Source organism: Nocardioides caeni, assembly GCF_004912195.1.
Taxonomy (GTDB): domain Bacteria; phylum Actinomycetota; class Actinomycetes; order Propionibacteriales; family Nocardioidaceae; genus Nocardioides; species Nocardioides caeni.
Genome location: NZ_STGW01000003.1, coordinates 296,229 through 314,355 on the forward strand (window position 1 = coordinate 296,229; position 18,127 = coordinate 314,355).

Here is an 18,127-nt window from a genome sequence, read left to right on the forward strand (position 1 = left end):
CGGTGACTGGGCGCTTCCACGTCGTCGGGATCGGGCCCGGCGACCCCGAGCTGATCACCCGCAAGGCCGAGCGGCTGATCGGCGCCGCGGCCGTCGTCGCCTTCCACGCCGGCGTCCGCAAGGAGTCGCACGCCCGCCGGATCGCCGCCCACCTGATCCCGGTCGATGCCGTCGAGGAGGAGCTGCGCTATCCGGTGACCACCGGGACCACCGACCACCCGGGCGGCTACGTCGGCGCCATGGCCGACTTCTATGACGAGTGCGAGGCGCGGCTGGCCGCCCACCTCGACGCGGGTCGTGACGTCGTACTTCTGGCAGAGGGGGACCCGCTCTTCTACGGGTCCTCGATGTATCTCCTCGACCGCTTCCGTGACCGTTTCGGCGTCGAGGTCGTCCCCGGTGTCCCGGCCTTCGCCGCTGCCACCGCGACGATCCCGGCCCCGCTCGTGCGGCAGACCGACGTGCTCACCGTCCTTCCCGGCACGCTGCCCGAGCCGGAGCTCGCCCGCCGCCTCGCCGACACCGACGGTGCGGTGATCATGAAGCTGGGCCGCACCTTCCCCGCCGTCCGCTCGGCCCTGGAGCAGGCCGGGCGGCTGGAGGGCGCGATGTACGTCGAGCGCGCCTCCCAGCCCGAGGAGCGATGGCTGCCCGTGGCCGAGGTCGAGGCGGACTCGGTGCCCTACTTCTCCCTGATCGTGGTCCCCGGCGACTCCGCGCGCCGCTCGGTGGTCGAGGAGGCCGCCCGCGGCCGTCTCGAGACCTCTGGCCTCGACGCAACCACCGGACCGGCACAGTCCCGGGACCGTCCCGCCACGTCTCGTGACGGTCGCGGGGCGACCTCCTCGACGACCTCGGTGGCGGAGCTGCTGGTGGTCGGCCTCGGCCCCGGCCCCGACGGCTGGCTCACCCCCGAGGCGTCCACGGCCCTGGCCGAGGTCGAGCACGTGGTCGGCTATGCGCCGTACGTCAACCGCGTGCCGCAGCGTCCCGGCCTCCAGCGGCACGCGTCGGGCAACACGGTCGAGGTCGACCGGGCGCGTCTGGCACTCGATCTCGCCCTGCGCGGCGAGCGGGTCGCGGTCGTCTCCGGCGGCGACGCCGGGGTCTTCGGCATGGCGGCCGCGGTGTTCGAGGCCGCCGCCGACCCCGCACACCCCGAGCACGCGACGGTGCCGGTCCGCGTGCTGCCCGGGGTGAGCGCGGTGCAGGCCGTGGCCGCCCGCGCGGGCGCCCCGATCGGCGCGGACTTCGCGGTGCTGAGCCTCTCGGACCGGCTCAAGCCGTGGTCGGTCGTGGAGCGACGTCTACGGGCGATCGCCGAGGCCGACCTGGTGCTGGGGATCTACAACCCTGCCTCCCGATCGCGGCGCGAGCAGGTGGTCGAGACCCAGAAGATCCTGCTGGAGCACCGCTCCCCCGACACCGTCGTCGTGGTCGGTCGCGACGTGGGCCGTGCCGAGGAGTCGCTGACCGTCACGACGCTCGGAGGGCTCGACACCGACAGCATCGACATGTTGTGCCTGCTGATCGTCGGCGCCTCCTCCACCCGGGTGGAGCCGAACGGCACGGTCTGGACGCCACGATGGGTGGACTGACGATCACCGTCGTCGGCATCGGCGCCGACGGCCACCTTCCTCCCGGCGCGGCCGCGCTGGTCGCCGAGGCGGAGGTGCTGCTCGGCGGCGAGCGCCACCTCGCCCTGGTCCCCGAGGTCCCGGGCCAGGAGCGGCACGCGTGGCCACGCCCGATGTCCACGCTCGCCACCTTCCTCGGCGATCACGAGGGACGTCGGATCGTGGCGCTGGGCTCCGGCGACCCGCTGGTCTCCGGGATCGGTACGACGCTGATCCGGCTCCTCGGGGACGCCGCGGTGACCGTCGTCCCAGCGGTGTCATCGGTAGCACTCGCCCGGGCCAGGATGGGCTGGTCGGCCGAGGAGTCCGAGGTCGTCACGCTGGTCGGGAGGGATCCTGCGGCGCTGCGCCGCGAGCTGGTGGCCGGGGCGCGCCTGCTGGTGCTGTCCTCGGACGAGACGACCCCGATGACGGTCGCCGGGCTCCTCGACTCCGAGGGCTTCGACGACACGAGGATGACCGTGCTCGGCGACCTCGGCTCGGCCGACGAATTCCGCCACGAGAGCATCCCGACCGACGTCGGCGCGTGGTCCGGCCCGCTGCCCCGCCTCAACGTGATCGCCATCGAGGTGCCCGCCACGGAGGAGGACACCAACACCTGGGCGACCGGCGTCGACGACGACCTGTTCGAGCACGACGGCCAGCTCACCAAGCGCGACGTCCGTGCCAGCGCCCTGTCCCGGCTGCAGCCGCGACCCGGCCAGCTGCTGTGGGACGTCGGCGCCGGCGCCGGATCGGTGGGCATCGAGTGGCTGCGCGCGCACCGTCGTACGAACGCCGTCGCGGTCGAGGCCGATACGGAGCGGGCCGCGCGGATCCAGCGCAATGCGGCCGCCCTCGGTGTCCCGCGGCTGTGGGTCGTCGAGGGGCGAGCGCCCGAGGCGCTGGCCGACCTGCCCCAGCCGCACGCTGTCTTCGTCGGCGGCGGCGCCACCGCTCCGGGGCTGCTGGACCTCTGCCGCGATCGGCTCGCGCCCGGCGGCCGGCTGGTCGTGCACGGCGTGACCCTGGAGACCGAGCAGCTGCTCCTCACCGCCTTCCGCGAGCACGGCGGCGAGCTCACCCGACTCTCGGTCGAGCACGTGACCCCGCTGGGCGGCCGGTTCACCGGATGGACGCCGGCGCGCGCGGTCACCCAGTGGGCCTGGCGAAAGGAACTCTCGTGACCGTGCACTTCGTGGGCGCCGGTCCCGGCGCCGCCGACCTGATCACGCTGCGCGCCGCCTCCCTGCTGAGCGCCGCCGACGTGGTGCTCTATCCGGGCACCTACATCGACGAGCAGGTGCTGTCGCACTGCCGCGAGCGCGCCGACCTGGTCGACACCCAGGAGCTGGACCTCGACCGGATCACCGCCGTCATGGTCGAGGCGGACGCGGCCGGGCGCGACGTCGTCCGGCTGACGTCCGGCGATCCCTCGCTCTACTCCGCGCTGCACGAGCAGACCCGCCGGCTCGACGCGGCCGGCGTCACGTGGGACGTCACCCCCGGCGTACCCGCCTATGCCGCCGCCGCCGCGATCGTCGGCCGCGAGCTGACCGTGCCCCTAGTGGCGCAGTCGGTCGTGCTGACCCGCACCCAGGCCCGGTCCACAGCGATGCCCGATCGGGAGTCGCTCGCGGCCTTCGCCGGGACCGGCGCAACGCTGGTGCTGCACCTCGCGATCACCCGGACCCGTGAGCTGATGGACGAGCTCGCGCCGCACTACGGCGACGACTGCCCCGTCGCGGTGGTCTCCCGAGCGAGTCAGGCCGAGGAGTTGGTGCTGCACGGCACCGTCGCCACCATCGCCGGGCTCGTCGAGGAGGCCGGTCTGCGCCAGGCCGCCGTGATCCTCGTCGGCGCGGCGCTCGCCCCTGACCACCAGCGGTCGGACGCCGAGTCCTACCTCTACTCCCCCGAACGCATCGCCCGGAAGGAGCGCCTCCGATGACCCAGCCCGCCGAGAACCAGCACTTCCCGTTCAGCGCCGTGGTGGGCGCCGACGGTCCGGACGGACCGGACCCCATGGCCCTCGCCCTCATCCTCACCACGATCGCGCCCGAGGTCGGCGGCGTGCTGGTGCGCGGCGAGAAGGGCACGGCCAAGTCGACGATCGTGCGCGCGCTCGCCGCCGTGCTGCCGCCGGTCGACGACCACCCGGTGCCGCTGGTCGAGCTGCCGATCGGCGCGACCGAGGACCGGGTCACCGGCTCGATCAACCTCGAGAGCGCGCTGGCCGAGGGCAAGGCGGAGTACGAGCCCGGGCTGCTCGCGAAGGCCCACCGCGGGATCCTCTACGTCGACGAGGTCAACCTGCTGCACGACCACCTGGTCGACCTGCTGCTCGACGCCGCCGCCATGGGTCGCGCGACCGTCGAGCGCGACGGCGTCTCGATGACCCACGAGGCCCGGTTCGTGCTCGTCGGCACGATGAACCCCGAGGAGGGCGAGCTCCGCCCGCAGCTGCTCGACCGGTTCGGGCTCACCGTCGAGGTCGCGGCCCCGCGGGACCCTGCGCTGCGTGCCGAGGTCGTGCGCCGCCGGATGGCGTACGACGCCGATCCGGCCGCCTTCGCCGCCACCTACACCGCCGCGGAGGCAGCCCTCCGGTCCCGGATCGCATCGGCCCGCGACCTGGCGGGCGCGGTCCACCTCACCGACGCCGGACTGTTGAAGATCGCCGAGGTCTGCGCGGCGTTCGACGTCGACGGCCTGCGGGCCGACATCGTCACCGCACGCACCGCCGTCGCCCACGCCGCCTGGTCCGGCCGCTCGCAGGTCACCCTCGCCGACATCCGGGTCGCGGCCCGGCTCGCCCTGCCGCACCGGCGGCGACGCAAGCCGTTCGACGCCCCCGGGCTCGACGACGACCTGCTCGACCAGGTGCTCGGCGACGACGACCTGCCGCCGGACCCGGATCCCGAGCCCGACGGACCCGAGCCGGAGCCCCCGGGGACCGCCCCCGACGGTGGCGACGCTGCTCATGATGCTGACGGGGAGCCGATCGACGCGCCCGCCTCCGACGCCACCGCTCAGGACGCCCCGCAACCCTCGGGCGGATCCGGCGAGGGCAGCGCGCCGAGCCAGGTCGCGGCCACGGGGTCGGCGTACCGGACCCGGCTGCTGACCGTGCGCGGCATCGGGACGGGCACCGCCGGCCGACGCAGCCGCGCCCGCACCAGCAACGGCCGGCGGATCGGTGCCACCACCCCCGATCGACAGGGCGGCCGTGGAGGCGCGATCCACCTCACCGAGACCATCCGTGCCGCCGCGCGACACCAGCTCGCCCGGGGCCGGACCGAGGGCCGGCTGCTGCTCCACCCCACCGACCTGCGGGTCGCCGTCCGTGAGGGCCGGGAGTCCAACCTCGTGCTCTTCTGCGTCGACGCGTCCGGCTCGATGGCCGCACGCAAGCGGATGGAGCAGGTGAAGACCGCCGTCCTGAGCCTGCTCCTGGACGCCTACCAGCGCCGCGACAAGGTCGGACTGGTCACCTTCCGCGGCGCCTCCGCGGAGGTCGCGCTGCCGCCGACCCACTCCGTCGACGCCGCCGCACAGCGCCTCGAGGAGCTGCCCGCCGGCGGCCGCACGCCGCTCGCCGAGGGGCTGCTGGAGGCCGCCCACCTGCTGTCCGTGGAGCAGACCCGCGACCCGCAGCGCCGTCCACTGCTCGTCGTCGTGACCGACGGTCGGGCGACGTCGGGCGCCGACGCGATCGCGCGCTCACGGGCCGCAGCCGACCTCCTCGCCGCCGCCGGCATCACGTCGGTCGTCGTCGACTGTGAGGCGGGGCCGATGCGGATGGGTCTGGCCGCGACGCTGGCCGAGCACCTCGGCGCCGAGCACGTCCCGATCGGCGAGGTGAGCGCCGAGGCGCTCGTCGACGCCGCCCGGCGCGCAGCATGAGCGCCCTCACCACCGCCCTGTACGACGTCATCGAGCGCCGCCGCGACGTCCGGGCCGAGTTCACCGGATCCCCCGTGGCCGACGACGTGCTGATGCGGGTCCTCGGCGCCGCCCACCGCGCCCCGAGCGTCGGGCTGAGTCAGCCGTGGGACTTCGTGGTCGTGCGCGACACCGCCACCCGTCGTGTCTTCCGCGACCATGTCGCGCACGAGCGCGACACCTTCGCCGCGAGCCTGCCGCCCGAGCGCCGCAGCACCTTCGACCGGATCAAGGTCGAGGGCATCTGCGAGTCATCGCTGGGGATCGTCGTGACGCACAGTCAGTCGCGGGGAGGCCAGCACGTGCTCGGCCGCCACGCGATCGCCGACGCCGGGCTCTACTCCACCGTGCTCGCGATCCAGAACCTCTGGCTCGCCGCGACCGCCGAGGGCCTCGGCCTGGGCTGGGTGTCCTTCTATCGCGAGGACTTCCTGCAGGGCCTGCTCGGCATCCCCGACGACGTGCGCCCGGTCGCGTGGCTCTGCCTCGGCACTGTCAGCCACCTGGCGACCGTTCCCGACCTGGAGCGCCACGGCTGGCGCTCGCGCCGGCCACTCGCCGACGCCATCCACCACGACACCTGGCAGATGAAGGAGAGGAACCGTGCCTGAGGGCCAGCCGCTCGTCGTACCGAACGACGGACTGACCACCCGCCAGCGCCGCAACCGGCCGCTGGTGATGGTGCACACCGGTGACGGCAAGGGGAAGTCGACCGCGGCCTTCGGGCTGGCGCTGCGCGGCTGGAACCAGGGCTGGGACATCGGGGTGTTCCAGTTCGTGAAGTCGGCGAAGTGGCGCCTGGGCGAGCAGACCGCCTTCGAGAAGCTGCCCCCCGGAAATGGCACCGTCGAGTGGCACAAGATGGGCTCGGGCTGGTCCTGGTCACGCAAGGCCGGGTCGGAGGAGGACCACGCCGCCGACGCCGCCGAGGGCTGGGCCGAGATCAAGCGCCGCATCGCGGCCGAGCAGCACGACCTCTACCTGCTCGACGAGTTCACCTACCCGATCAACTGGGGATGGGTGGACATCGACGACGTCGTGGAGACCCTCGCCCATCGGCCGGGCCACCAGCACGTAGTGATCACGGGCCGCCGCGCCGACCCGAAGCTGGTCGAGATCGCCGACCTGGTCACCGAGATGACCAAGGTCAAGCACCCGATGGACGCCGGCCAGAAGGGCCAGAAAGGCATCGAGTGGTGACCCTTCCGGTGATCGAGCCCGTCGAGATCCCCCGCGTCGTCGTCGCGGCGCCGGCCACCGGGCAGGGCAAGACGACCGTCGCCACCGGCCTGATGGCCGCACTGGCGGCGGCCGGAAGCGCCGTGAGCGGCCACAAGGTCGGCCCCGACTACATCGACCCCGGCTACCACGCGCTCGCCTGCGGCCGGCCCGGCCGCAACCTCGACCCACACCTCGTCGGCGAGAGCCTCGTCGCTCCCCTGCTGCTGCATGGCGCCCGAGGCGCTGACGTCGCCGTGATCGAAGGAGTGATGGGCCTGTACGACGGCCGCATCGGCTGCGACGGCTACTCCTCCACCGCCCACGTGGCCGCACTGACCCGCACCCCCGTCATCCTCGTCGTCGACATCTCCCGCTCCTCGCGCTCCATCGGCGCGGTCGTGCACGGCATGGCGACCTGGGACCCGACGGTCGAGGTCGCGGGCGTGGTCCTCAACCAGGCGGGATCGCCGCGCCACGTCGCCGAGGTCCGCTCGTCGGTCTCCCTGCCCGTGCTGGGCGCGATCCCCCGGGACGCCTCGATCGCCACGCCCTCACGCCACCTCGGCCTGGTCACCGCGGCCGAGCGCGGGCAGTCCGAGGAGGTCGTCGCCCGGCTGGCCGACGTGGTCGCCGAGCACGTCGACCTCGACGCGATCCTGGCGATCGCCCGCACCGCGCCGGACCTGGACGCCGAGCCCTGGAGCCCGGCTCCGGTGGTTGAGGTGCGAGGCGCCCCGGCGCCGAGCCTCGAAACCTCCGGGAGGAAGCGCGTCGCAGTCGCGTCCGGCCGCGCCTTCACGTTCCAGTACGCCGAGACCGCTGAGCTCCTCGCCGCCCACGGCTGCGACGTCGTCTCCTTCGACCCCGCCCACGACAGCGCACTCCCGAGCGGCACGGCCGGCCTCTACCTCGGCGGCGGCTTCCCCGAGGTGCACGCCACCGACCTGGCGGCGAACCGCTCGCTGCTGGCCGAGGTCCGGGAGGCGGTGCGCGACGGCCTGCCCACGGTCGCGGAGTGCGCGGGTCTGCTCTACTTGTGCCGCACCCTCGACGGCGTCCCGATGGCCGGCGTGCTCGACGCCGATGCCGCGATGACCACCCGGCTCACCCTGCGCTACCCGGTCGCCACTGCACCCGCGGACAGCCTGCTGACCCGGGGTGGCGAGCAGGTGACCGGACATGAGTTCCATCGCACCGCGGTCACCCCGACCACCCGCGGCACGGCCGCCTGGGCGATCGACGGCGACGACGTGGGCTTCGCGTCGGCGACCCTGCACGCGTCGTACCTCCACACCCACTGGGCCGGCCACCCGCAGCTGGCCGCCCGCTTCGCCGAGGCGGTGCACCGTGCGTGACCCGCTGCGTCACCACGGTGACGTCGAGGCGCGGGACGCGGCGCTCGACTTCGCCGTCAACGTGTACGACGGCCCGCGGCCGCCGTGGCTCGACGACGCCCTGCGCGGCTCGCTCGACCAGGTCGGCCGCTACCCCGACCCGACCCGGGCGCAGCAGGCCGTCGCCACCCACCACGGTCGTCCGGTGGAGGGTGTGCTGGTCACCGCCGGCGCCGCCGAGGCGTTCACGCTGATCGCCCGGCTGCGGCCGTGGCGGATGCCGGTCGTCGTGCATCCGCAGTTCACGGAGCCGCACGCCGCGCTGGAGCAGGCCGGGCACCACGTGACCTCGGTCGTCCTCCCCGAGCCGTTCACGCTCGACCCTGCCGCCGTGCCCGACGACGCCGACCTGGTCGTGATCGGCAACCCCACGAACCCGACGGGCGTGCTGCACCCCGCGGACGAGATCCGTGCGCTGCTGCGGCCCGGACGCGTCGTGGTCGTCGACGAGGCGTTCATGGACTGCGTGCCGGGCGAGGTCGAGTCCCTCGCGGGCAGCCGCGCTCCGGGGCTGCTCGTGATCCGCTCGCTCACGAAGCACTGGGGCATCCCGGGCGTCCGCGCCGGCTACGTGGTGGGCGACGCCGTCGTCGTGGCCGGGCTCGCCCTCAACCAGACCCCCTGGTCGGTCGGCGCCACCGCCGCCGCCGCGGTCGTCGCCTGCACCACTCCGGAGGCCGCCGGGGAGGCACGCCGCCGGGCCGAGGAGATCCGGGACTGGCGCGACCACCTCGAGAAGGGCCTCACCGACCTCGGCATCCCCCATCTCTCCGCGACGGCGTCCTTCGTGCTCGCGCGCGTCGGCGAGGGCGTCCACGACGCGCTGCGCGCCGCGGGCATCGCGGTCCGTCGCGCCGACACGTTCCCGGGGCTCGACGGCTCCTGGGTCCGGGTTGCCGTCCGGCCGCCCGCGACGACCGACCTGCTGCTCGACGCGCTCGCCGCGCTCTACGGCGTGGAGGTCAGTACTTCGCGAAGTTCTGCGTGAACCAGTAGGTGCCGTTGCCGGTGCGGACGACGCCGATGCCGAGGTGGGTGAAGTCGCCGAGGATGTTGGCACGATGGCCCTCGCTCCCCATCCATCCGCTCACCACGTTGCGGGGGACGTAGCCCATCGCGACGTTCTCGCCCGCGGAGCTCCAGCCGGCGGGGTACTGCTTCCAGTACGACGGGTTGTGCGCGAGCGTGCCGCTCAGCGCCATGCGCTGGGTCCAGTTCTGGGCGACGGTGTCGAGGGTGCGCATCGCGGCCAGCGGCGCCTTGCCCTCGGCGGCGCGCGCGGCGTTGGTGTCGGCGAGGATCTGGGCCCGCGCGGCGGCCAGGTCGTTCGCGTTCTGCGGGATCCCCGTGGCCGCGCCGAAGCTGATCACCTTCGCGCGGGCGGTGCGTCCGGGCTTCGTGACGGCGACGCGGACCCGCACCAGCCGTCCGTAGGCCGTCGTGGGCACGCGGTAGGCGCGCCCGGTCGCCTTGGTCGCGGTGCGCCCGACGTACCACCGGTAGGAGACCTTCGCCCTGGCCGCTCGACCCTTCGCGCTCAGCTGGGTGGCGGTCACCGCGGCCGTCCCACCTGCTCGGACCGTGGCCGACCTCTTCGTCGACCACGCCTTCACCCACGTTGCCGGCACGGCGGGCGCGGCGGCCCGCTCGGCTGTGGCGAGGGTCGACGGGGCCGACGAGGCGCTCGCCGGGGCCACCAGCGCGAGGATCATGATCGTGGCCACACTCCACCACCCGAGACGGATCATGTCCTCGACGCTAACACCCGTCGGGATGCTCTAGAGTCCGTTCCGCAGGCCTGAGGAAGCCGGTGAGAGTCCGGCACAGTCGCGCTACTGTGACATCGCCTCCGATCCCAGTGATCGGTGAGCGGTGGAGTCAGACCCGACGGCCTGCCACCTCACCACTACTGACAGGGACGCAGAATCCCTGAGGAGGCATCATGTCGCACACTTCTGCCACCCCGCTGGCCCCGACCGCTCAGGTCCCCGTCGTCCCGCTGCTGCAGCTCGGCACCTGGGTCGTCTTCTTCGGCCTGCTCGCGATGCTGGCGATCTTCTTCGTCAGCAGCGACCAGGGCGCGGTCTCGCTCCTCGCCGGCAACGGCGTCCACGAGTGGGTGCACGACGCGCGCCACCTCCTCGGCTTCCCCTGCCACTGAGCGGGGATCGAGCGATGAGCACGCTTCCCGGGGAGAACTCTGTCCTCTCCCCTCGGTCCTTCCTCCTCCGCGGTCTCGCCGCCGGCCTGGTCGCCGGCCTGATCGCCTTCCTCGTCGCGTTCGCCTTCGGTGAGCCGTACGTCGACGACGCGATCGCCCTCGAGGAGGCGGCCGCCGCGCAGATGACGCCCGCGGAGGTCGCCGCCGAGGAGGCCGCAGCCGCCGCGGAGGACGACTCCGGCATGGTCGAGATCTCCCGTGACGACCAGCGCAGCTGGGGCCTGTTGACCGGCACCGTGGCGATCGGCACCGCCCTCGGCGGGCTCGCGGCACTGGCCGCAGCGGCCGTCGTCGGCCGTCTCGGGCTCAGCGCCCGGGGATCGACGGCGCTGGTGGCCCTGCTGGGGTTCGTGGCGGTGGGGTTGGTCCCCTTCGCCAAGTACCCCGCCACCCCGCCCGCCGTCGGCAGCGGGGACACGATCGGCGGCCGCACGGCCTCCTACTTCGCCCTGCTGCTGGTGTCCGTGCTGGCCGTGATCGCGGCCGTCGTCGTCGCCCAGCGGCTGCGGGACCGGATGGACGGGTGGAGCGCCGCCGGACTGGTCGCCGGCGGCTACCTGGTGGTCATCGGGGTCGCGATGTGGCTGCTGCCGTCCGTCAACGAGCTGGGGGACTTCCCGGCCGACACGCTGTGGTACTTCCGCCGCTCCTCGCTCCTGGTCCTCGCCGCGATGTGGGCGACGATCGGCGTGGTGCTCGTCGCGGCGATCGGCCGGCTCACCGACCGTGCCACCGCCGACGCGCAGCGCCGGGAGCTCGCCGCGAGCCTGTGACACCCCAGCACAGGCGGCGCACCACGGCCCTCGGCCTGCTGCTCGGGTACGCCGCGGATCGGCTCCTCGCCGATCCGCGGCGGCTCCATCCCGTCGCCGGCTTCGGCCAGGTCGCTGCCGCGGTCGAACGATGGACCTGGCGCGACGACCGTCTGGCCGGCGCGGCACACGTGGCGGTGCTGGTCGGGGGCGCCGTCGCGGTCGGGGTGCTCGCCGACCGCTCGACCGTGCGGAACCGCGCGCTCCACACGGCCCTCACCGCCGGGGTCACGTGGGCCGTCCTCGGCGGCACCTCGCTCGACCGGGAGGCTGCCGCGATCGGCCGGCTGCTGGCCGCCGGCGACCTCCCGGCGGCCCGACAGCAGTTGACCCACCTGGTCGGCCGGGACACGTCCGTCCTCGACGAGCAGGAGATCGTCCGGGCTGCGCTGGAGTCGCTCGCGGAGAACACCTCCGACGCGGTCGTCGCGCCGCTGGTCTGGGGAGCGGTGGCCGGAGTCCCGGGCCTGCTCGGCCACCGCGCGGCCAATACCCTCGACGCGATGATCGGTCACCGCAGTCCTCGCTACGAGCGCTTCGGTTGGGCAGCCGCGCGGCTCGACGACCTCCTCAACCTGCCCGGCTCACGCCTCACCGCCACCCTCGCCGTCCTGCTCGGCGACGACCACCGCTCGGCACGACGGGCCTGGCGGCGCGACGCCGGCGGCCATCCCAGTCCCAACGCCGGTCCCATCGAGGCCGCCTTCGCCGGAGCGCTCGGCATCCGGCTCGGCGGCACCAACGACTACGCCGGTCGCGTCGAGCATCGCGCCGTGATGGGCGACGGCCCGCTCCCCCGACGGGCCGACCTCGAGCGGGCACGCACCCTGGCCCGGCGGGTCGGGTTCGGAGCGGTCCTGACCTGTGCCGCGGTGGCGACCGTGCGAGGATCACGGCGATGACCCCGCTGCTCCAGACCCCGCTGCTCCAGAGTCCCCGCGCCGGGTTCTCCCGCGTCCTGCGCTCCGTCACCGGCGGCGCCAGCCCGCTCGCGGGACGGACCGTCCTCGTCACCGGCGCCAGCTCCGGCATCGGCGAGGCCACCTCCCGAGCCGCCGCGGCCCGAGGGGCGCACGTGCTGCTCGCTGCCCGGCGGGAGCCCGAGCTGGAGCGGGTGCGGCGCGAGATCGTCGAGGATGGCGGCCGCGCGTCGTCGTACGTCGTGGACATGACCGACGGCGCCTCCGTCGACGCCCTCGTCGAGCAGTTGCTCGCGGAGCACGGCGTGGTCGACTACGTCGTCAACAACGCCGGCCACTCGATCCGGCGCTCGCTCGAGCTCACCCACGACCGCTTCCACGACTTCGAGCGGATGATGGCCGTCAACTACTTCGGGCCGGTGCGGCTCACGATGGGCCTCCTGCCGGCGATGCGCGAGCAGCGATTCGGTCACGTGGTCAACATCGTGACGTGGGGCAACCAGATCCGGGCGCCGAAGTTCGCGCCCTACATCGCCGCCAAGACCGCCCTCGACGTGTTCGGCCGGATCCTCGGGCGGGAGGCGTTCTTCGACAACGTCACGTGCACCAACATGCGCGTGGCGATCGTGCAGACGGCGATGATCGGCCCGACCAAGGAGTACGCCGGCCGCGGCGAGACGCCCGAGCAGTGCGCCGACCGCGTGGTGCGCGCCCTGGAGGACCGGCCGATCACGGTCGACGGCGCGTTCGGGACGTTCTATGCGGCGTTCAACGTGCTGGCGCCGCGGCTCGCCGACTTCGCGATGGCCGTCGCCCACGTGCGCAACCCGGACTCCGCCGCGGCGCGGGGCGAGAAGGTCAGCGCGACCCGGTAGGCGCGGTCGGGGTGATGACGGCGTCGGCGTTCTGACCGACCCAGCGCAGCAACGGCACCAGCACGGCCGCCAGCTCCTCGCCCAGCGGGGTCAGACGGTAGTCGACGTGCGGCGGCATGACCGGCTTCTGGTCGCGCAGCACGAGACCGTCGGCCTCGAGGGTCTTCAGGGTCTGCGCCAGCATCTTCTCGCTGACGCCCTGGGCGCGGCGACGCAGGTCGCTCCAGCGCTGCGGCCCGTCGACGAGGGAGACCAGGACGAGCACGCCCCACTTGCTGGTGACGTGGTCCAGCAGCACCCGGCTCGGGCAGGCCGCGGGGAAGACCCCGCCCGCGAGCATCCCGGGCAGCAGGTCCGGGGTCGTCGTACTCTCCGTCACGGAAGTACCTTACTTCAAAGTGCGTACTAACCAATGGGAAGTATGACGCGGGACCGCTCGTTGCACCGGACAACCAGCCAGTCCCATCTCGAAAGGTCCCACCATGTCCCTCGTCGTCACCGGCGCCACCGGCCAGCTCGGCCGACACGTCGTCTCCTCCCTGCTCGACCGCGGCGTGGCCGCCGGCAAGATCGTGGCCGTCGGCCGTGACGAGGAGCGCCTCGCCGATCTCGCGGGCCTCGGCGTGCAGACCCGCAGCGCCGACTACAACGATCCCGCCTCGGTCGCGACCGCGCTCGAGGGCGCGGAGCGCGTCCTGCTGATCTCCGGCAGCGAGGTCGGCCAGCGCCTCCCCCAGCACCAGGCCGTCATCGACGCCGCGAAGGCCGCGGGCGTGCAGTTGCTCGCCTACACGAGCATCGCCAACGCCGACACCAGCGGCCTGACCCTGGCCGGCGAGCACCTCGCGACCGAGCAGGCCATCATCGCCTCGGGGCTCGCCCACACCTTCCTGCGCAACAGCTGGTACCTCGACCTCTACCTCGACCAGGTCCCGACCTACGTCGAGCACGGCACCGTGCTGGGCGCCGCGGGCGACGGACGGGTCAGCGCCGCGGTCCGGACCGACTTCGCCGAGGCTGCTGCCGCCGCTCTGCTGCTCGATGCGCCGCAGGAGGTCTACGAGCTGGGCGGCCAGGGCTTCACCCTCAGCGAGCTCGCCGCCGCCGTCACCGAGGCGACCGGCACCACGGTGGGCTACACCGACGTCCCGGCGGAGCAGCTGACCACTGTCCTCGCCGGCGCCGGGGTGCCGGAGCAATTCGCCGCCATCCTCGCCGACGCCGACCTCGGCCTGGGCCGCGGCGACCTCGAGGTCGCGCCCGACGATCTCGCGACCCTGCTCGGCCGTCCGGCCACGTCGCTCGCCGACGCGCTGCGCTCCACCGTGTGACGATGCGCTGACCCGTGTGGTCCTCGTCGTTTCCGGGAACCGGTGACCCATGACGATCGACGAGGACCACACCCGACCCGACGGCGTCGACGACCTGACGGTCGAGGCGCTCGGCAAGATCTCCGAGGCCCTCGAGGCGGTCGAGGTCGCCCGCGGCGCGCTCTACACGTTCCACCGGCTCAGCGGCACGGCCGACCTGACCCTCGGCGAAGGCGTCGACCAGCTCCGCGAGGCCGGCCACACCGAGCTCGCCGACCGCATCGAGCGGGATCTGGTCGGGCGCAACGTGCTCAACGGACGGTGGACCTTCCAGGTCGTCGAGGAGTACGACGACGGCTACTACGCCTGCTTCCGCGAGCTCGAGCGGGCCGCTCGCGAGGAGCTGGTGCAGGGCAAACGTCACCTCTACGAGGCGGAGATGAAGGAGGACCGGCGCACCCACGGGCGGTCCGGCCACGAACCCACGCCCTGACACCGCTGGTCGAGGAGGCCGGTCACGGGGCCCTCCGCTGGTCGAGGAGGCCGGTCACGGCCGTCTCGAGACCCCCGCAGCCCGCCCTGCCAACCACTCCATGACGGCTCCCACGTCGGCGACGGTCTCCATCCCCGGCGGGGCGGGCGGGCGTCGTACGACCACGACCGGCAGGCCGCGCTCGGCGGCGGCCTCCATCTTCGGCCAGGTCAGCTCGCCGCCCGAGTCCTTGGTGACCAGCACGTCGCGGTCGGCGAGTAGCGCGCGCTCGCCGTCGAGCGTGTAGGGACCTCGGGAGGTGAGGATCTCCCAGCTGGCGGGGATCGCGATGTCCGGTACGTCGACCACGCGGGCCAGCACCTCTCGCTCCTCCAGCGCCGGGACGAAGCGCGCCAGCTCCTGGCGACCGACGGTGACGAAAGGGCGGCTGCCGAGCTCGCCGGCGACGGTCGCCGCCTGCTCATGGGTGTCGACCCAGATCCAGGACGGGGTGGTGCGGTCGATCCACCCCGGGCGCTGGAGGCGGAGCAGCGGCACACCCTCCTCCGAGCACGCCGAGGCGGCGTTGCGGCTGATCCCGGCGGCGAACGGATGCGTCGCGTCGACGACGACGTCGAAATCGGCAAGTACAGCCCGCAGGCCGAGGACTCCCCCGAAGCCTCCGATCCGGACCTCCCCCACCGGCAGTCGCGGGCGCGCGACCCGGCCGGCGAGCGACGAGACGACAGGGACGCCGTCGGCCACCAGTCGGGCGGCGAGGGCGCGGGCCTCGCCGGTGCCGCCGAGCAGCAGGACCCTCATCGGGTCAGCTCCAGCAGCGCATCGAGGTCGAGGTGCTCCTCGACCAGGTCGCCGAGCAGGTCGAGCCGAGCCGCGCGGGCGGCCGGGAAGGAGGCAGCGGACACGACGCCGAGCGCGTCGGCCAGGTAGGCCGCGCGGGCGGCGTCGTCCTCCAGGCTGCCGTGCACCATCGTTCCCGTCACCGTCCCGTTGGTCGTGGGACCAGTGATCCGGCCGTGATGGATCTCGTAGCCGGCCGGCTCGTGCAGCGCCAGCCGCTTCTCCGCGCCGAAGCGCGTCGTCAGGTCGAGCAGGCCCAGCCCGTCGGCCGCCGCGCCGGCCTCACCCTCGATCCCCTCGGGGTCCTCGATCCGTGCGCCGAGCATCTGGCAGCCGCCGCAGATCCCGAGCACCGGCCTCCCTGCCCGTGCGTGCCGCTGGATCGCGAGGTCGAGGCCGCGGGAGCGCAGCCAGGCCAGGTCGGCGAGGGTGGCCCGGGTTCCCGGCAGCACGACCAGGTCGGCGTCCGCCAGCCGCGTCGGGTCGGAGACGAACTCGACGTCGAGGTCCGGCTCCAGCCCGAGGGCGTCCACGTCGGTGAAGTTGCTGATCCGCGGCAGCCGGACGACGGCTACCCTGCGGGTGGTCGCCCCCGGGGCAGCCCGCCGGCCGGCGAGGTCGAGCGCATCCTCGGAGTCCAGCCAGAGGTCGGGGTGCCACGGCAGCACGCCGTACGTCGGGCGGCCGGTGCGCTGCTCCAGGTCGGCGAGCCCCGGCCGCAGGAGCCCGACGTCGCCACGGAACTTGTTGACGACGTAGCCCTTGACCAGCGCCTGGTCGGCCGCGTCGAGCAGCATCAGCGTGCCGTAGGCGGAGGCGAACCAGCCGCCGCGGTCGATGTCGCCGACCACGATCGTCGGGATGTCGCCGTGCCGGGCCAGCCCCATGTTCACGTAATCGGTCGCGCGCAGGTTGATCTCCGCCGGGCTCCCGGCACCCTCGGCAACGACGAGGTCGAAGCGCGAGCGCAGGTCGTCGAACGCCGTGAACGCGGTCTCGGCCAGGCGGGCGCGGCCGTCCTGCCAATTGCGCGCGGACACCTCGCCGTCCGGCTGCCCCATCAGCACCACATGGCTGCGCCGGTCGCTGCCCGGCTTGAGCAGCACCGGGTTCATCGCGACCTCCGGCTCCGCGCCGGCGGCGACGGCCTGCACCCACTGCGCGCGCCCGATCTCCCCCGGCGCGCCGTCGGGACCGCGCACGACCATCGAGTTGTTGGACATGTTCTGCGCCTTGAAGGGCGCCACCCGGATCCCGCGCCGCGCGAACGCCCGGCACAGTCCGGTCGTCACCACGCTCTTGCCGGCGTCGGAGGTCATCCCCGCGACGAGGAGTGCCGCACCCATCCTGATCAGCCGCGCTTCCCGCGGAAGACATGGCGCTGCAGGGTCTCGGGCACGGGGCCACCCTCGCGCACCCAGTCGACGACCGCCTCCGTGACACCCGTCGAGAGCACCCCGCCGAGCCAGAAGTCCTTCGGCCGCCTGCCTCCGGGAAACCAGGTGAAGTCCCGCACGAGTACGACGTTCGAGCGGTCGCACTCGTCGAGGCAGTCGACCACGCGCACCCGGACGCGCGGGCCACGTCTCCCCGCGGGATCGTCGAGCGCCTCGATCTCGTCACGCTGTCCCCGGTGATCGGCGTCGGGGTGCTTCTTCGCCGTGCCGCAGCAGCAGTCGCGGCAGAGCAGCACGTCGCGTTCAGGCAGCGCCATCGTCCGGCCCCCGCAGGAGGAAGAGGTCCATCACCCAGCCGGCCTCGGCCTTCGCCGCCTCGCGGGCCGCGGCGATGTCGCCCGCGACGTCGCCGACCCGTCCGCCGACCAGCCGCTCCCCCGTGCCGCCGAGGTTCGCGCCCCACCAGGTCGTCCAGTCCTCGAAGCCGTCGAGGTCCACCCCGGCGGTCAGCATCACCACGACGTTCCGCTGACCGGCGGCCACGTCGGCACGCAGGCGGCGCGCGGTGGTCACGTGCACCGGTTGTCCGACCTCGTGGAGCACGATGCCGTGCCGCGCGGCCAGCACCTGCGGAGCGCTGATCCCCGGCAGCACGTCGAAGTCCACGCCGAGCTCTCGGACGATCCGGATCGTGCCGTCGTAGAGCGACGGGTCGCCCCACACCAGGAAGGCGCACGTCCCGCCCCGCGCCGACAGCACGGACCGGTAAGCGGCGAGGCGGGCGGCGTACCAGTCGGCGACAGCGCCCTCGTAGCCCGCGCGGTCGAGGCCCGCCGAGCGGTCCCGCTCCGGATCGCGGACGACGACCAACTCCACCCCGTGCGCGTCGCACACCGCCTGCCGGACGGCCAGCAGGGGGTCGTGCTCGCTCTTGGCCACGGCGATCGCGTAGTCGCACCCGGCCAGCGCCGCGGCCACCTCCGGCGTGACGTGCTGCGGACCCATCCCGAAGCCGAGGATGCGGACCTTCGAGGTTTCGAGGCTCGGCGCTGGCGCGCCTCGCACCTCAACCACCGGGCGGGA

20 protein-coding genes are annotated in these 18,127 nt (G+C 73.6%); 14 read left to right on the forward strand and 6 right to left on the reverse strand.

The features are described 5' to 3' along the window. Window positions 1-2: 2 nt before the first annotated feature. From cobJ to cobC, 8 genes are read left to right on the forward strand one after another with little or no spacing between them, the layout of a single operon-like run. Window positions 3-1,598, forward strand: coding sequence for a precorrin-3B C(17)-methyltransferase (gene cobJ / locus E9934_RS07325; RefSeq protein ID WP_136562225.1), 1,596 nt, complete (start codon window positions 3-5; stop codon window positions 1,596-1,598). Further along, window positions 1,586-2,803, forward strand: coding sequence for a precorrin-6y C5,15-methyltransferase (decarboxylating) subunit CbiE (gene cbiE / locus E9934_RS07330; RefSeq protein WP_136562226.1), 1,218 nt, complete (start codon window positions 1,586-1,588; stop codon window positions 2,801-2,803). Before cobJ ends, cbiE begins: the two co-directional genes overlap by 13 nt. Next, the gene (gene cobM / locus E9934_RS07335) at window positions 2,800-3,567 is read left to right on the forward strand and encodes a precorrin-4 C(11)-methyltransferase (protein ID WP_238694818.1); all 768 of its coding nucleotides are present in this window, start codon (window positions 2,800-2,802) and stop codon (window positions 3,565-3,567) included. Before cbiE ends, cobM begins: the two co-directional genes overlap by 4 nt. Further along, on the forward strand, window positions 3,564-5,522 hold the full coding sequence (locus E9934_RS07340) for a VWA domain-containing protein (protein WP_238694819.1): 1,959 nt from the start codon (window positions 3,564-3,566) through the stop codon (window positions 5,520-5,522). The genes cobM and E9934_RS07340 overlap by 4 nt, the downstream gene beginning before the upstream one ends. Next, window positions 5,519-6,172: a 5,6-dimethylbenzimidazole synthase gene (bluB, locus tag E9934_RS07345; protein ID WP_136562228.1), complete on the forward strand. Its 654-nt coding sequence runs from the start codon at window positions 5,519-5,521 to the stop codon at window positions 6,170-6,172. Before E9934_RS07340 ends, bluB begins: the two co-directional genes overlap by 4 nt. Next, window positions 6,165-6,761: a cob(I)yrinic acid a,c-diamide adenosyltransferase gene (gene cobO / locus E9934_RS19900; protein WP_136562229.1), complete on the forward strand. Its 597-nt coding sequence runs from the start codon at window positions 6,165-6,167 to the stop codon at window positions 6,759-6,761. The genes bluB and cobO overlap by 8 nt, the downstream gene beginning before the upstream one ends. Then, the gene (locus E9934_RS20185; protein ID WP_238694820.1) at window positions 6,758-8,137 is read left to right on the forward strand and encodes a cobyrinic acid a,c-diamide synthase CobB; all 1,380 of its coding nucleotides are present in this window, start codon (window positions 6,758-6,760) and stop codon (window positions 8,135-8,137) included. The genes cobO and E9934_RS20185 overlap by 4 nt, the downstream gene beginning before the upstream one ends. After that, complete coding sequence (gene cobC / locus E9934_RS20190) at window positions 8,130-9,164, forward strand: Rv2231c family histidinol phosphate aminotransferase CobC (protein ID WP_162851534.1); 1,035 nt, start codon at window positions 8,130-8,132, stop codon at window positions 9,162-9,164. Before E9934_RS20185 ends, cobC begins: the two co-directional genes overlap by 8 nt. On the opposite strand, the gene E9934_RS07360 is transcribed toward cobC, so the two are convergent. Continuing rightward, window positions 9,139-9,924 carry a CAP domain-containing protein gene (locus E9934_RS07360; RefSeq protein ID WP_136562230.1) on the reverse strand — a complete coding sequence of 262 codons (786 nt, stop codon included), beginning with the start codon at window positions 9,922-9,924 and terminating at the stop codon, window positions 9,139-9,141. The genes cobC and E9934_RS07360 overlap by 26 nt on opposite strands. A 194-nt stretch (window positions 9,925-10,118) precedes the next feature. On the opposite strand from E9934_RS07360, the gene E9934_RS07365 reads away from it, so the two are divergent. Genes E9934_RS07365 through E9934_RS07380 form a run of 4 tightly spaced genes read left to right on the forward strand, consistent with a single transcriptional unit; the run spans window position 10,119 to window position 13,004 of the window. Then, complete coding sequence (locus E9934_RS07365) at window positions 10,119-10,337, forward strand: CbtB domain-containing protein (RefSeq protein ID WP_136562231.1); 219 nt, start codon at window positions 10,119-10,121, stop codon at window positions 10,335-10,337. Between the two features lie 14 nt (window positions 10,338-10,351). Continuing rightward, entirely contained in the window at window positions 10,352-11,170 is an 819-nt protein-coding gene (locus tag E9934_RS07370; RefSeq protein WP_136562232.1) for a CbtA family protein, read from the forward strand. Then, on the forward strand, window positions 11,167-12,111 hold the full coding sequence (locus E9934_RS07375) for a cobalamin biosynthesis protein (RefSeq protein WP_136562233.1): 945 nt from the start codon (window positions 11,167-11,169) through the stop codon (window positions 12,109-12,111). Before E9934_RS07370 ends, E9934_RS07375 begins: the two co-directional genes overlap by 4 nt. Beyond that, on the forward strand, window positions 12,108-13,004 hold the full coding sequence (locus E9934_RS07380; protein ID WP_136562234.1) for an SDR family NAD(P)-dependent oxidoreductase: 897 nt from the start codon (window positions 12,108-12,110) through the stop codon (window positions 13,002-13,004). Before E9934_RS07375 ends, E9934_RS07380 begins: the two co-directional genes overlap by 4 nt. Here E9934_RS07380 and E9934_RS07385 read toward each other — a convergent pair. Beyond that, window positions 12,988-13,383, reverse strand: a complete 396-nt coding sequence (locus tag E9934_RS07385) for a winged helix-turn-helix transcriptional regulator (protein ID WP_275106620.1) — start codon at window positions 13,381-13,383, stop codon at window positions 12,988-12,990. The genes E9934_RS07380 and E9934_RS07385 overlap by 17 nt on opposite strands. A gap of 103 nt (window positions 13,384-13,486) precedes the next feature. Here E9934_RS07385 and E9934_RS07390 point away from each other — a divergent pair, with 103 nt between their 5' ends. Together E9934_RS07390 and E9934_RS07395 are read left to right on the forward strand one after the other, a co-directional pair. Then, window positions 13,487-14,335, forward strand: a complete 849-nt coding sequence (locus E9934_RS07390) for an SDR family oxidoreductase (protein ID WP_136562235.1) — start codon at window positions 13,487-13,489, stop codon at window positions 14,333-14,335. A gap of 49 nt (window positions 14,336-14,384) precedes the next feature. Then, the gene (locus E9934_RS07395) at window positions 14,385-14,807 is read left to right on the forward strand and encodes a hypothetical protein (RefSeq protein ID WP_136562236.1); all 423 of its coding nucleotides are present in this window, start codon (window positions 14,385-14,387) and stop codon (window positions 14,805-14,807) included. Between the two features lie 54 nt (window positions 14,808-14,861). Here E9934_RS07395 and E9934_RS07400 read toward each other — a convergent pair whose 3' ends face one another. Genes E9934_RS07400 through E9934_RS07415 form a run of 4 tightly spaced genes read right to left on the reverse strand, consistent with a single transcriptional unit; the run spans window position 14,862 to window position 18,118 of the window. Continuing rightward, window positions 14,862-15,608 (reverse strand): cobalt-precorrin-6A reductase, encoded by a 747-nt coding sequence (locus E9934_RS07400; protein WP_136562237.1) that lies wholly within the window; start codon window positions 15,606-15,608, stop codon window positions 14,862-14,864. Beyond that, the gene (locus tag E9934_RS07405; RefSeq protein WP_136562238.1) at window positions 15,605-16,993 is read right to left on the reverse strand and encodes a cobyric acid synthase; all 1,389 of its coding nucleotides are present in this window, start codon (window positions 16,991-16,993) and stop codon (window positions 15,605-15,607) included. The genes E9934_RS07400 and E9934_RS07405 overlap by 4 nt, the downstream gene beginning before the upstream one ends. A 5-nt stretch (window positions 16,994-16,998) precedes the next feature. Further along, window positions 16,999-17,361 carry a (2Fe-2S) ferredoxin domain-containing protein gene (locus E9934_RS07410; protein WP_136562239.1) on the reverse strand — a complete coding sequence of 121 codons (363 nt, stop codon included), beginning with the start codon at window positions 17,359-17,361 and terminating at the stop codon, window positions 16,999-17,001. Next, window positions 17,348-18,118: an SAM-dependent methyltransferase gene (locus E9934_RS07415; RefSeq protein WP_238694821.1), complete on the reverse strand. Its 771-nt coding sequence runs from the start codon at window positions 18,116-18,118 to the stop codon at window positions 17,348-17,350. The genes E9934_RS07410 and E9934_RS07415 overlap by 14 nt, the downstream gene beginning before the upstream one ends. Window positions 18,119-18,127: the final 9 nt, after the last annotated feature.

Coding starts and splice junctions, on each gene's coding strand:
- E9934_RS07380 (WP_136562234.1), top strand. CDS start 12,108: ATGACCCCGCTGCTCCAGACCCCGCTGCTCCAGAGTCCCCGCGCCGGG.
- E9934_RS07365 (WP_136562231.1), top strand. CDS start 10,119: ATGTCGCACACTTCTGCCACCCCGCTGGCCCCGACCGCTCAGGTCCCC.
- cbiE (WP_136562226.1), top strand. CDS start 1,586: ATGGGTGGACTGACGATCACCGTCGTCGGCATCGGCGCCGACGGCCAC.
- E9934_RS07395 (WP_136562236.1), top strand. CDS start 14,385: ATGACGATCGACGAGGACCACACCCGACCCGACGGCGTCGACGACCTG.
- E9934_RS07340 (WP_238694819.1), top strand. CDS start 3,564: ATGACCCAGCCCGCCGAGAACCAGCACTTCCCGTTCAGCGCCGTGGTG.
- E9934_RS07410 (WP_136562239.1), bottom strand. CDS start 17,361: ATGGCGCTGCCTGAACGCGACGTGCTGCTCTGCCGCGACTGCTGCTGC.
- E9934_RS07360 (WP_136562230.1), bottom strand. CDS start 9,924: ATGATCCGTCTCGGGTGGTGGAGTGTGGCCACGATCATGATCCTCGCG.
- E9934_RS07400 (WP_136562237.1), bottom strand. CDS start 15,608: ATGAGGGTCCTGCTGCTCGGCGGCACCGGCGAGGCCCGCGCCCTCGCC.
- E9934_RS07370 (WP_136562232.1), top strand. CDS start 10,352: ATGAGCACGCTTCCCGGGGAGAACTCTGTCCTCTCCCCTCGGTCCTTC.
- E9934_RS07390 (WP_136562235.1), top strand. CDS start 13,487: ATGTCCCTCGTCGTCACCGGCGCCACCGGCCAGCTCGGCCGACACGTC.
- E9934_RS07405 (WP_136562238.1), bottom strand. CDS start 16,993: ATGGGTGCGGCACTCCTCGTCGCGGGGATGACCTCCGACGCCGGCAAG.
- bluB (WP_136562228.1), top strand. CDS start 5,519: ATGAGCGCCCTCACCACCGCCCTGTACGACGTCATCGAGCGCCGCCGC.